The 12,426-nt window shown below is 47.0% G+C and carries 11 protein-coding genes; 3 read left to right on the forward strand and 8 right to left on the reverse strand.

Features of this window, described 5'->3' with window-relative positions; translation table 11 throughout:
- Positions 1–63: 63 nt before the first annotated feature.
- From WDY75_RS17205 to WDY75_RS17230, 6 genes are read right to left on the reverse strand one after another with little or no spacing between them, the layout of a single operon-like run.
- Positions 64–960, reverse strand: a complete 897-nt coding sequence (locus tag WDY75_RS17205) for a carbohydrate ABC transporter permease (protein ID WP_063479449.1) — start codon at positions 958–960, stop codon at positions 64–66.
- A complete protein-coding gene (locus WDY75_RS17210; protein ID WP_006210123.1) occupies positions 960–1,886 on the reverse strand; it encodes an ABC transporter permease in 927 nt (308 codons plus the stop codon). The genes WDY75_RS17205 and WDY75_RS17210 overlap by 1 nt, the downstream gene beginning before the upstream one ends.
- Before the next feature lie 32 nt (positions 1,887–1,918).
- Positions 1,919–3,178, reverse strand: coding sequence for a Gfo/Idh/MocA family protein (locus tag WDY75_RS17215; RefSeq protein ID WP_063479448.1), 1,260 nt, complete (start codon positions 3,176–3,178; stop codon positions 1,919–1,921).
- Between the two features lie 40 nt (positions 3,179–3,218).
- Positions 3,219–4,310, reverse strand: coding sequence for a DUF4832 domain-containing protein (locus WDY75_RS17220; protein ID WP_063479447.1), 1,092 nt, complete (start codon positions 4,308–4,310; stop codon positions 3,219–3,221).
- A 4-nt stretch (positions 4,311–4,314) separates the two neighbouring features.
- Positions 4,315–5,616 carry an acyltransferase domain-containing protein gene (locus tag WDY75_RS17225; RefSeq protein ID WP_063479446.1) on the reverse strand — a complete coding sequence of 434 codons (1,302 nt, stop codon included), beginning with the start codon at positions 5,614–5,616 and terminating at the stop codon, positions 4,315–4,317.
- Positions 5,610–6,959 (reverse strand): DUF4832 domain-containing protein, encoded by a 1,350-nt coding sequence (locus tag WDY75_RS17230; protein ID WP_063479445.1) that lies wholly within the window; start codon positions 6,957–6,959, stop codon positions 5,610–5,612. Before WDY75_RS17230 ends, WDY75_RS17225 begins: the two co-directional genes overlap by 7 nt.
- A 340-nt stretch (positions 6,960–7,299) precedes the next feature.
- Between WDY75_RS17230 and WDY75_RS17235 the strand changes: the two genes are divergently transcribed.
- The gene (locus tag WDY75_RS17235; protein ID WP_063479444.1) at positions 7,300–8,322 is read left to right on the forward strand and encodes a LacI family DNA-binding transcriptional regulator; all 1,023 of its coding nucleotides are present in this window, start codon (positions 7,300–7,302) and stop codon (positions 8,320–8,322) included.
- Positions 8,323–8,530: 208 nt separating this feature from the next.
- On the forward strand, positions 8,531–10,513 hold the full coding sequence (locus WDY75_RS17240; protein WP_063479443.1) for a DUF4832 domain-containing protein: 1,983 nt from the start codon (positions 8,531–8,533) through the stop codon (positions 10,511–10,513).
- A 142-nt stretch (positions 10,514–10,655) separates the two neighbouring features.
- Here the strand turns inward: WDY75_RS17240 and WDY75_RS17245 are convergent, their stop codons facing one another.
- The gene (locus tag WDY75_RS17245) at positions 10,656–11,027 is read right to left on the reverse strand and encodes an iron chaperone (protein ID WP_063479818.1); all 372 of its coding nucleotides are present in this window, start codon (positions 11,025–11,027) and stop codon (positions 10,656–10,658) included.
- 220 nt (positions 11,028–11,247) lie between these two features.
- Between WDY75_RS17245 and WDY75_RS17250 the strand changes: the two genes are divergently transcribed.
- A complete protein-coding gene (locus tag WDY75_RS17250; RefSeq protein ID WP_006210115.1) occupies positions 11,248–11,835 on the forward strand; it encodes a YdeI/OmpD-associated family protein in 588 nt (195 codons plus the stop codon).
- Between the two features lie 25 nt (positions 11,836–11,860).
- On the opposite strand, the gene WDY75_RS17255 is transcribed toward WDY75_RS17250, so the two are convergent.
- Positions 11,861–12,391 (reverse strand): hypothetical protein, encoded by a 531-nt coding sequence (locus WDY75_RS17255; RefSeq protein ID WP_006210114.1) that lies wholly within the window; start codon positions 12,389–12,391, stop codon positions 11,861–11,863.
- Positions 12,392–12,426 lie beyond the last annotated feature (35 nt).

Below are 12,426 nucleotides of genomic sequence, written 5' to 3' on the forward strand. Positions count from 1 at the left end.
CCTCCCTAATCAAATGGTTAATCTATGTTAAAAGCCTGTATCGGCCAGTAACCACTTAGGTGTCTATTCTTTGACCGCACCGGCCATAATTCCATGCACGAAGTATTTCTGAATGTACGGGTACAGGAAAATAATCGGCCCAATCGTAATGACCGTAATGGCCATCTTCACGGTCTCCGCAGGCAATGTGATGTTGCCGGAGGCCCCTGATGGAATGCGCCCGGAGCTTATCGCATTGACGTTGGACAGAATGTTGTAGAGATAATACTGCAGCGGGAACAAATCGCGTTCATTAATAAAAATCAGAGCATGCCACCAATCGTTCCAATATTGAAGCGCATACATTAAACCTACCGTCAACAGTGCCGTTTTGCTTAACGGGAGCGCTATTTTCACATAAATCGTAAAATAATTAGCGCCATCCATCTCCGCCGCCTCATATAGGGATGAAGAGATGCTTGCAAAATACGTCCGCATGAGGAACATGTTCCATACGCTAAAGATCGAAGGCAGGATCAAGGCCAGAATGCTGTTCTTCAGTCCGTAATAATTGACACTGACCATGTACCACGGAATCAAGCCGGCCGAGAAGATGATGGTGAAATTACTGATAAAAGCGAGTACATTGCGATATTTCAGCTTTTTGATCGATAGGGAAAATGCAATCATGCTGGTAATCAGCAAAGCCCCCATTGTACCCACAAAGGTTACAAATAAAGTCACGCCGTAGGACTTGAGTATTTTCGTTCCGCTATTAACGAAGATATATTTATACGTATCCAGGCTTGGGCTCAAGGGAATAATCGAATATCCGTTTCTCGCCACGGCCTGTTCCGAAGAAAAGGACACGCTTAGGGTTAGAACAAGGGGATACAGACAAATGAGTGCAAATACGCCAATGAAACCATAGGCAACGCCGATCACCAATTTATCGCCTAGCAATCTGTTCTTTTCCTTCATTAAAATAGACCCTCTCCGTCATTTATTTTCTTAGCGGATTTGTTCGCAGCCGTAATCAGGATTAGTCCCATCAAGGACTGGAACAGCCCGATGGCCGTCGAATAGGAAAAGCCAAGCGTGCGCATCGACTGATACACATAGGTATCAATGACCGTTACTTCCTCAGCCAGAACCGGATTGTTGCCGACGATACCGTAAATCATCCCAAAGTCGCCATAGAAGATTCGTCCGACACTCAGCAAGCTTAAGACGATAATGGTTGGTTTCAGCATGGGCACAGTCAAGAAAAGAATGCGCTGCAGTTTGTTCGCGCCATCAACTTTGGCTGCTTCATATAAACTCCCATCGAAATTGGACATCGCCGCCATATAGATAATGGAGCTGTACCCGCTCCACTTCCAGACGCTTGACAGAATGATGATCCATTTCCAATATTTCGGCTCCGAGTACCACCGAATGGGTTCTGCGCCAAAGAACTCCAAGACATGATTGGCAACGCCCACATCCGTGGAGAAAATGCCGTACAGGATCGCCCCAACGACGACCCAGGATATAAAGTACGGAAAAAACATCATGCTTTGTGCTATCTTTTTGTAGGTTTTATGCCGGATCTCATTAATCATGATGGCAATCGTAACAGGGATGATAATGCCTAGGATAAGACCGAAAAAGTTGATGTACAGTGTATTGTAAGTAACCTTCCACCCCATGCTGTTTGCCGAAAAAAAGTATTTGAAATTGTCTAGGCCCACAAACTTGCTGCCAAAGATGCCATCCACGACATTAAAATCGGTAAATGCCATCCATACTCCCGCAAAAGGGATGTAAGAGAACATGATCAGCACAATCAGAGCAGGCACGCACATGAGATACAGTATTCTGTTCTTCTTGATTTCATATAGAAAGCCCTTAACACCCGAACCCATTCCATCACTACCTTTGCATTGTGATTAAACGATTATGCTGTAATGCTGTGCTGCAGCTTCTCCTTCAGTTGATCCAGATCAATGACGGTGCCGGTGAGCCTTGCCTCTTCTGCTGCATAGGCCATCATGTGGCTTTCGACGGACATATCGATGGAGGATCGGCTGCTGAAGCCGGCGTTCCCCAAATTATCCAGGAAATCGATCATCAGACCGGTATCGCCGCCATTATGTCCGCCGCTCATCATGGCTGGCCGAACAACAGTCTGCTCAACGGGTTCTGCCATATTGGAGTTAAAGCGGGTCACTTCGATGACGTTCAGGTTATCGTCTCCTCGAATTTCTCCATGCTCGCACATGATTTTAATCGTGCGGTACATCTTGTTGGTAAACGCGCTTAAATTAAATGTGGCCGTTACCCCGTTCTTGAACTCGATCAGTGTCACCTGATGATCACACACATCGTTGTCCGTCCGGTAAACACAGCGTCCGTAAGGACTCGTTGCCAATACGTTTAACAGTCCCTCTTCACTTTGATCGACCGATATGGCCGTTGCCGGCCACTGCCCTCTCATCGGCAGATAGGCCTTTCTGGCATCGAACCGGCAATCTGCGGCCACCTTGCAGTCCAGGCATCGCTCGGCACTGCCGGCCGGCGCATTCTCTTCCTTAAAATAAGTCAGGTTGCCATAAGAAGAGATTCGTTTAGCCCCGCTGTCCACCAGCCAGGAAAGAATATCCATGTCATGACAGGACTTCTGCATAATGATCGGACTCGCCAGATCACTTCTTCTCCAATTGCCTCTTACGAAGGAATGAGCCATATGGAAATTGCCAACGTTCTCGTTATGCTGAATCGTGATCACCTTGCCAAGCTCCTGGCTATCAATGATTCTCTTAATCTCGGCAAAAAAATGAGTGTAACGGAGCACATGACATACAATCACTTTGCGCCCTTTTTCATTGGCCTTCTGCTGGATTCTCAAGCATTCTTCAGGACTTGGGGAAATGGGCTTTTCAAGCAAAATGTCATATCCCAGATCAAGCGCCTGCATCGTCTGCTCATAATGGTCTCTATCCATGGAAGAGATAATGACGGCATCGCAAATTTTTCCGAGCCGGTAAAATGCTTCTACGGATTCAAACTGTCGGTCCAGCGGGATCTGGAACTCATCCGCAGCAGCCTTTCTTCTGTCGTCATTTGGTTCGATCACCGCAACGATGTCTTCGCTTTGGTAAGCGTATCTTGTGTAAATCATGCCTCTTTGTCCTGCGCCGATTAATGCTAACTTCAAATCTATGACCTCCAGCGTTCTCGTATTTGTGCCAAACAAGCTATTCCTGCTCCGGAACTACAGGGTCTTCCAAGGGATAATATCCTTCCGGATAATACGTATCCCATATATTCGTCAGTGGATCTTCATGGGTGATTTCGACTTGTATTGAACCTGTCTCATAATATCCGTTCTGCTGCCGGTTTTGTATATTCAGCGCGACATAGGAACGGTCTTCGAAATAGAGGGCTATACTCAGCGTATAACTTCCCGGCGACATGTCCGGCAATGGAACCATCTCATTATGGACATGGTCCCCGGTCAGCCATGTATGGGTAGCCGCGTGCAGCGGTAGTTCATAGGATACTTCTCCCTGCCTTAACTGAACGCAGATTTGAAAATCCCGATAAATCCTCGAACTGCCCGTGTTGGCAAACCAGAATCGCAGTGGCAGGCTCCCATGGCTGGACACGGTTTCCGGATAAGTCAGCCTGCGCAGAGCAAGATCATACCCAAGCCCTGCATTCACATTCGAGAGGCTTGCATGCCATCGCAATGCTTCCCGTCTGATATTCGGACCACACGCTAGATCAGTCACATGGAGAACAACCGGGTGGCTCTTCCATACATGCTGCAGCTTTTGCACGGCAAACGCCTCGCAGCATTCGATCCAATTCGCTTCGCTGCACCTCACCAGCAGGCCAAATCCACAACTGTGTTCCTTTACATATTGGATTAATCGATCATTCTGCAGCTCAGCCAGCATTGTCTGTGAGTCAAACGCCTCTATATAGGCGTTCCATTCTTCCTTGCTGTCAGACAGGGTGGATATCAGAACAGCTGTAAGGCGCCTGTCCGAACCGATATAACTCCCGACTTTTCGGATCAAGGCTGCAAAGCAATCATCGGCATCATTCTTCACCCACACAGGCAAATCCGGCATCAGGACTAGAATTGGATTAAGGGCAGCACGCAGGGCTTCCTCTATCCCTTCGATCCTAAATTCTCCTCTTGCCGGCTCCAGCTCCCTCCATGACAATTGGACATATTGAAACTGTCCGTGGCTTGGATCTTGATTCTTATTCGGTAAGGGAACCGGCCGAATTTTTACGGTTTTATATTTTTCATAGTTTTCAAGCGAGTATGGGGTCATCCGATTAACTCCCCTTTATATGGCTGTCAACGGTTTGGAGGAATTCTTCAATGTCGGAGGCTTTGATGTAGGGATTAAGCCCAATCTTCTCGATTTCTTCGCTTAGCACCACCATGCTTAGTGTATTAAACCGGGCTCCCGTCTTCATGTATGCCGCCGCTGCTTTTTGCAGCGATGTAGTCCATTCCCCGGGATTTAGGACCGGATCAGCCTTCCAATCCCCAAAGACCTCATAACGCAGCATACCGTCTCCCTCCATCGTCGGATAATTATAAAATTGCCGTTGGATATGCACGATGTTGCTGCTCTCATTGTCCAAAACAAGCCCTAACCGCGTATCATAAAGCCAGCTTGCACTCCAGAAGCCTCTAATGGCTAATTCCGGAAAATATTGATCATAGAATGCTATCGCCATTGCCATTGAATTCTTCAATCTGTCCGGTGTGTACCCGGGTCCGGCTGGAATGTGAAGCGCCAAGAGCATGTTTCCCTGCTCCAGAACAGGCACCCATTCCGCCTTTAAGATGGGAGTCGGTTCTCTTTCCACGAATCCCATGGGGTTGATCCGGTTAGCTATAACAAAAATGTCATTCTCCTGCCATTCCGTAGTGAAGCTGCCTTCAGGGTCGTAAACGTCATTGATTCCGTTCCTTTGTCCATCGCTGCGGAACTCTTCCCCCGCATGCGCAAGGGCGATCACTTCATGTGTCTCCACATGACGAAACATCGTGAAAGAATCCCCGAATCGGTAGGGAATAAAGTAAAACCGATCTAACAGAAAGATGGAACAGGTATAGAAATTCATCACCCACGGAAAATCATGTACCTTCGCATCACCGTGCAAAACCAGTTTCTCTAACTGAACTTTCAGCGGTTGATGAGGAATCTGCTCGTAATACGCTTTGGGCACGGAGCGCTCCTGCAGCCTTTGCATGGAAGGGTTAACGCAAGCCAGCAGCAACAAAAATGAATACAACTCCCCGTATTCCTTCATGCATCCAGGCGTCATGTTCGTATAATGGGTTTCATCGCAGCGATTTCGCGCAGAGCACATATCATCTACTAAGAATTTGGTGAAGTGAAACAACACGGCATCTTGTTCGATCGCCTCAATCCCATGAATGAGCCATTGCTGTGTATGTTCTGGAATATGATATCGATCGAAGAGTTCGTGCAGAAACTCGCGCGGAAGGAGAAACGGATTCCGATTCGGTTCATAGCGGTTATATTTTGCTTCCAATCCATCCGGCAGATCATCAAAATTGCAGCTTGCCGTACATTCGTTATAACTCAACACATTCAGCATTTCGCTTCTTTCCCCCGTTCAACGAATAGTTTGCCCATCGGGTAATAGCCGTCCTGGTTTCCCTCGATCGCAAGCTGGATATTGCCGATTTCGGCTACCCCGGTTTCGATGCCAACCTCCAAGCTGTACTCTCCTTCCGGCATATCCTCCGGTAAAGTAAAACTTTCTTCCCAAGCAATATCCACATCAGGCAGCCAATTCCGAATGTCTTCCCTACTTCGAAGGGTATACGTCTGACTATTGCCTGTAAGCCTTACCACAAGTGAATAATGATTGTAGATCGGAGCGACTCCCACATTCGCCCACAGAGCAGCAATACCGAGCTCTGCGCCCGCACTCACTTCCGAGTCGTATGTGAATTTCCTCAGTTCAAAGCGGTATCCCATCTTGTTCAGCCATGCCTTGATGTTCTCTTTCCACGGCTCCGGAACGACCGTTCCTTTATTGTTAAATGAAGAGATATGCCACTTCAGCGTTTCTTGAATGATATAATCAATATCCCAACCCTGCAGATACCAATCATTCATGTGCCAACAGGCTTCAAATAAAATCGGCGCCTTCTCCCAGGCATCGGCCATCTGAAAATTCTGTATATTTTGAGGATAGAAGTCCGTCATATGGGACCATTGGTCGCCATGGAACCCGCCCATATCGCCCAAGCAATCAACACGAAAGCCTACCTTAGCTTTACGTTCCTTTATGATCCGGATTGACAACGGGTCATGCAGGAGTGCCTGGAGAGGCGTTATTTTAAAACCGTCCAGATAGGCATCCGTTATGCTCGAAATGGCCTCCGGCTTCAAAAACTCGGTTCCTCCGCCTTCTCCCCATGCCCCTACAATCGTCATATCCACCGAACTTATGACCGGATGCCCGTCAAACCGTGCCGCGAACGCCTTGATAAAATCAGACCAATAAGCTATGTATGGGGTCGTCTGTGGATCTACTCTCCAGAATGGAAATTCGGGTTCCTCCGGATATTCCTCCCGAAACCACGCCGGGATATCATCCTCATCACTTAACGCATAGGGCGAACAACGAACGACAGCCGTACAGCCCATCGATTTGGCGTAGTCCAGCTTCTCCTCCAGCACTTCCCAATGAAAAACCCCTTTGCTGATTTCCAGGTCCCTCCAGCGTGCACTGCAGAAATACACTTTGCTGTCGGGATGATTGAAGGTTCTGCCGTTTTCGGTGAACTTATATTGGCTATGTTCTTCGCCCCGATTATCATAGATTCGGTCCGGCTCCCCCATTAACCCCGGTGCCGCTGTAAAACCGATGCCTGGATTGCTTAAGATGTCATCGGATATCGCCGGATAAACCGTCACTGCTCTGTTCACGTGCATCACCTCCCCACCATGTGCTAAACGAATTTGCATTTTGTTACGTTATTTGTTACGTTATTGTTGCTATTTTTATCATTTTGTTTAGTAATCTCATGTTATATCACCCACCCCTAACCTTGCAATATAAATTTACGTTTTTTTAAAATTTCATGTAACATAGCGCGGCACAGATGTGTTATGATGAGTTATAAATAGCAGACATTCTCAAAATTAATCAACGTAACAACATTACGTAACAAACATCCTGATTTGAGTAATCATTGTCTGGAATGTAACATTCCTATAAACTCTAAATGGTGATCATTAGTAACTTAAAAGGAGAATGTGTTTATTTATGAGTACGATTCGGGATGTTGCTAAATTAGCCAAGGTATCCACTGCCACCGTATCCAGAGTTCTAAACAATGATACGAAATATAAAATCACCGACGAAACCCGAGAAAGGGTATGGCAAGCCGTTACTCAGCTCAACTATAAAATCAGCGCAAGCCCCAAGCGAAAGGTTGCCCCCAAGGATGATGCCGAGAGCAAGTCCCATATCAAAATCGGATGCATCCTGAGCGTGACAAAAGATAAATATAACGACCCTTATTTCATGTCGATTCTATCGGGTGTGGAAGAGCGGTTGCTCAGTGCAGGATATAACATTGCCTTTATTCGCACAGGAATAGAGCTGAATGATAATAAGGTTCTATTCAACACCTTCAGTGAACCGATTACCGGCCTTATCCTTATGGAATCCTTGAACAGCGAGACTTACGAGTATATACGCAAGCAGGTCCCCTATATCGTGGGCATTGACACAGAACGCGGAGATATCGACAATGTGGGCTATGATCATTACCATGTAGCTTCTATGGCAGTAAACCATCTCATTGAGAAGGGACATACCCGTATTGGTTATATCGGGGGAAGCGGATTAACAAGCAACTTAAAAGACAGCCGCCGCTATCGAGGTTACTATTCCACCATGCATGCTGCCGGATTGTCAGTAAATTCAGATTGGGTTATTGATTGCATGTGGGATGAAGCGGTCTGTATCGAGAAAGTCAATCATTTATGCAAAACCAGGAATTACCCTACCGCCTTCTTCGCCGCCAGCGATCTGATGGCGATGGCGGCCCTCAATGGCTTGTACAACAACGGCATCTCTGTTCCTCATGAAGTGGCTGTTATAGGACTTTCCAATATCGAGGTTTCCAAGTATTCCAATCCTCCGCTATCCACGATCGATATCCCAACCAGAGAAATTGGTATGGTCGCTGTCGATAACTTACTAGACCGAATCAACGGAAACGTTCTCCTGCCTAAGAAGGTTATTCTGCCCAACCGCTTGGTCGTACGCAGCTCTACTTAGGTATGGGGCGACACACGTACAGGTTTAACAACCTGCGCCAAATCAAGGATCAAGCACCCTGACACGGTGCTCTTTTTTCATAGTACATGAACATTCTGCTTATGAAAGGGGGTGAGCGCTTCGAATCCAATAGACTGATTTTCCAAGCTGGAAGAATGCTGGATATGCGGCTGTACAGGCAACCCATCATATTGTAAGGAGGTTCTTGATGAAAACACGCGGTAATTCAATGAAATTGACATTTATTCTTGTTACGATGACGGCTATTCTTCTTACCTTGTTCCCTGTTTCACCCTTTATTTCGACTGCGGAAGCTGCATCTATCGTCGTAGACGGTGACTCAAGCGATTGGGCAGGTATTCCGGCAATCTCCACCAATTCCGGGACAGCCAGAGTCTTAAAGGCTTCCCACGATGACGTGAACCTTTATTTACTTGTCGAAGGCTCAGGTCTCAGCACCACCATGGGGAGTTTCTGGCTAAATACAGACGGGAATGCTTCAACTGGTTATCAAGCCTACGGTTGGGGCACAACCGGGATTGAATGGCTGCTTGAGAATCAATCGCTATACCGTTATTCAGGTGTCGGAAGCAGCTGGAATTGGGATTGGTCATCCACGCTGTCTTCTTCGCAATATGTACGGACCTCATCAACAATCGAGGCAGCCATTCCACTCTCCACGCTTGGACTCACAGTAGGCAGTACCGTAAATATCGGGTATCTCGACAACAATTCGAATGTGAATCGGCTGCCGGCGCAGAACCAATCACTCCCCGTCTATACCATTAATGAGAGAAGTCCCGGAGGAAATATGATCGAATTTTATCCGCCTGAGCTGAATGATCCGCTTAACAACCCGTTCAAGGGCTGGGCTCCTTCAGCGAAATCCACCAGCTATCCCCAGGACCACCGTCTGGTTTATGTCGGTGTCACCTGGAAGGAGCTGGAGCCGACCAAAGGCAGCTATGATTTCGATGCCATCGAAGCGGCCAATCATTTCAGCTATTGGCAAAGCCGCGGCGTCAAGGTCGTGCTGCGCTTTATTCTCGATAGTCCTACCGGCGTGCCTCACCGGGATATTCCCGATTGGCTGTATAACGATATGGTCAGTCTGGGACAGTCGCCCGGCACCGCTTATCAAGATGCAACCGGAGGTATGGGAGCTGGCAACAATACGGGCTTCTCCCCGAATTACAGCTCTGACTATCTGATTGCGAGACACAAACTTGCCATTGAGGCCATTGCTGCACATTACAACACGCCTGACAGCCCGATTGCGTTTGTGCAGATCGGTTCGCTGGGCCATTGGGCAGAATTTCACACTTGGCCCTATGTAGGGCCGAACGGGGAAAGCAACTACACAGGCGCATTCCCTCCAAACTCCATATCCAACCAGTACATTCAACACTATATTGATGCCTTTGCCGCTCAGGAGGATCATACGCAGTTATTGATCAGACGGAGCGTGGAATTGGCCAAGAATAATAACAAAGGCCTCATTCTCGGCATGTACAACGATGTGTTCGGCGATCAGCCGAGCTTCGATTCCGAATGGGGCTGGTATACGGGCACACAGAACGGATATTGGGACGATATCGGTCAGCAGCAGCCCAATCACGCCAACTTCTGGGACACCCGTGTTTCTGGCGGTGAATTTTACGGTGGTGCCTATGGCATGAATGCTGCACTTACGACAGGCAGCGGCTTTAATGAGACGCTCCGGCAAACGGAGCTCAGCAAACCGAGCTGGCTGGGACCGAATGCTCCAGCTTCCTTGTCCCTGGGCAATCCATTGCAAGGCAATATGAACATACTTAAGAAACGAATGGGTTATCACTTTGTTGTGAACAAAGCAGCGTACCCGCAAGCGAATAACGGAAGCACGCTGGATGTATCCATCCACGTGGAGAACAAGGGCGTTCAGCACTTCCCGTTCAACTGGCCTGTTGAAATTCAGCTTCGCAGTGGGGGCACCATCGTGGCACGTCAATCCACGTCAGCGGACTTGAGAACCTGGAGAACGGGAATGCACACAGTCTCAGGCTCTATCTCTACCAGCACACTGCCAAGCGGCACCTATGAACTGGCCATAGCCATCCTGGACCCTTCAACCAACCGTCCGGGGGTTGATTTTGCGAACACCGACAGGCTTGCTGATGGAGCTTATAAGCTCGGTACATGGACCAAATAATAACGCTATAATGCAACGAGCAGCAGACCTGCCACCCGTTAGAGACGGGCAGGTCTGCTGCTCTTCTATGATCACTATTTTTCACTATAGCCCAGACGTCTTGCCGGGTATTGGGCTTCTTACATCGGACATCCAAACTACTCTATTTTCGCCAAAAAGTAGAACAGTCTGCCTTATCTTCTAAATTGTACTCGATCATCTTCTCAAGTAACGAATAGTCCACCGGGCCGTCCCATCGGATACGGACCAGTTCCTTCGTGTGGTCATAACCTGCCTGCACTATGTCCTCCGAGAAACGGACAATCCCTGCCTTTTCAGGGGCAACGGCCATATGTTGCTTGGATGCGCTGAAGCCGATAATAAAGGTATCGTGATCGGTAAACATCGGCTGGTTCCACGCGATTTTCGGCTTTAAATTCGGAAACTTCCCAACAATCCAGGCGAAGATTTCCTCCATTCGCGCTCGATGATCCGGGTTGTCAATGCCCTTCAAATAATCTGCAAAAACCTCCATGCGGCTTCCCTCCCAAAATCCAAACGATATTTTCATCGTATTGCGTACCATTATACTATAATCCCCGCTTCTTCTGATCACAATGCATAGCCCCCCTTATATAAGGGAGAGGGCGTGGCCATATTGATATATAGAGACTGGAACTGTACAATCCATTAAAAATCATTACAATTAAGCCATATAGAACGTTGATGCGAGATAAATGAAGGAGTGCTTCTTAATGACGAATACTAATCCTAAGGTGGATGGATATCTGCGTAAAATCAAGAAATGGAAGGCAGAATCCGAGAAGCTGAGGGAGATTATTCTGGACTGTCAGCTGACCGAAGACTTTAAGTGGATGCATCCTTGTTACACGTTTCAGAACAAGAACATCATATTGATCCATGGCTTCAAGGAATATTGTGCGGTTCTGTTTATCAAAGGTGCTTTGTTAAAGGATCCACACGGCATTCTTATTCAACAGACAGAAAACGTACAAGCAGGTCGTCAAATTCGGTTCACCCATGTTGAACAGATCATCGAAATGGAAACTGTCTTGGAAGCCTATATTCATGAAGCCATCGAAATTGAAAAAGCCGGCTTGACCGTGGATTTCAAAAAGAATGATGAGCTTGTCATTCCTGAAGAGCTTCAACATAAATTCGATGAAGTCCCAGGCCTGCAAACGGCTTTTGAAGCCTTGACCCCTGGTCGCAAGCGTGCTTACGTACATTATATTAATCAAGCCAAACAAGCCAAGACGCGGGAGTCAAGAGTCGAGAAACATGTGCAGCACATCCTTGATGGCAAAGGATTGAATGATTAGATTCCTATCACTAGAGTCAGATCCATTAAGGGAAGTTCATGTATTCTAATGGCTTAATATGCGCTTCCGCTTTATGAAGAAGAATGAAAAACGCTTTAGAATTCTCGTATTCTTTGGGCAGATCATTGATGAAGAGTTGAAGCTGCTGCTGCGTGAAGCTTAATTTTTTTTCGGAATCGGATCTGTCCCTTTTCATTAGCTGACTCCGTACAAGAGATTCATATGAATATCTTAATCTCAAAAATTGATCCTTCAGGGAAGCATATTCATTCCCGTGGGTCGTCTCATTCATCATCAGATTCAATCGATCATGAATGAACGCGATATTGGACAATACGTCAAACATAGCGATTGCGGTTGATTCAGGATCGGAGTCTGTATCGACCGCTTGATCCATGACTGTCTTCAATGTCATGACATTGGACATAAAACCGCTGTAGTATTTTGCATTCGTTTCTTGATTAACCCGGTTTGTCTTGTTGTTAATAAGTAAGACGATAGATATCAATACAAGGAATAAGAAAATGAGGATGGCTGCTCTTTTGTGTATTACCATGATGTTGAATCCTCCCTGCTGCTGTTCTGCTCTTA

This window comes from Paenibacillus glucanolyticus (assembly GCF_037333485.1).
Lineage (GTDB): Bacteria > Bacillota > Bacilli > Paenibacillales > Paenibacillaceae > Paenibacillus_AQ > Paenibacillus_AQ glucanolyticus.

What these genes read in the sequence shown, in the direction of transcription:
- WDY75_RS17205 (WP_063479449.1), bottom strand. Translation starts at nt 960, where the DNA reads ATGAAGGAAAAGAACAGATTGCTAGGCGATAAATTGGTGATCGGCGTT.
- WDY75_RS17210 (WP_006210123.1), bottom strand. Translation starts at nt 1,886, where the DNA reads ATGGGTTCGGGTGTTAAGGGCTTTCTATATGAAATCAAGAAGAACAGA.
- WDY75_RS17220 (WP_063479447.1), bottom strand. Translation starts at nt 4,310, where the DNA reads ATGACCCCATACTCGCTTGAAAACTATGAAAAATATAAAACCGTAAAA.
- WDY75_RS17225 (WP_063479446.1), bottom strand. Translation starts at nt 5,616, where the DNA reads ATGCTGAATGTGTTGAGTTATAACGAATGTACGGCAAGCTGCAATTTT.
- WDY75_RS17235 (WP_063479444.1), top strand. Translation starts at nt 7,300, where the DNA reads ATGAGTACGATTCGGGATGTTGCTAAATTAGCCAAGGTATCCACTGCC.
- WDY75_RS17240 (WP_063479443.1), top strand. Translation starts at nt 8,531, where the DNA reads ATGAAAACACGCGGTAATTCAATGAAATTGACATTTATTCTTGTTACG.
- WDY75_RS17245 (WP_063479818.1), bottom strand. Translation starts at nt 11,027, where the DNA reads ATGGAGGTTTTTGCAGATTATTTGAAGGGCATTGACAACCCGGATCAT.
- WDY75_RS17250 (WP_006210115.1), top strand. Translation starts at nt 11,248, where the DNA reads ATGACGAATACTAATCCTAAGGTGGATGGATATCTGCGTAAAATCAAG.
- WDY75_RS17255 (WP_006210114.1), bottom strand. Translation starts at nt 12,391, where the DNA reads ATGGTAATACACAAAAGAGCAGCCATCCTCATTTTCTTATTCCTTGTA.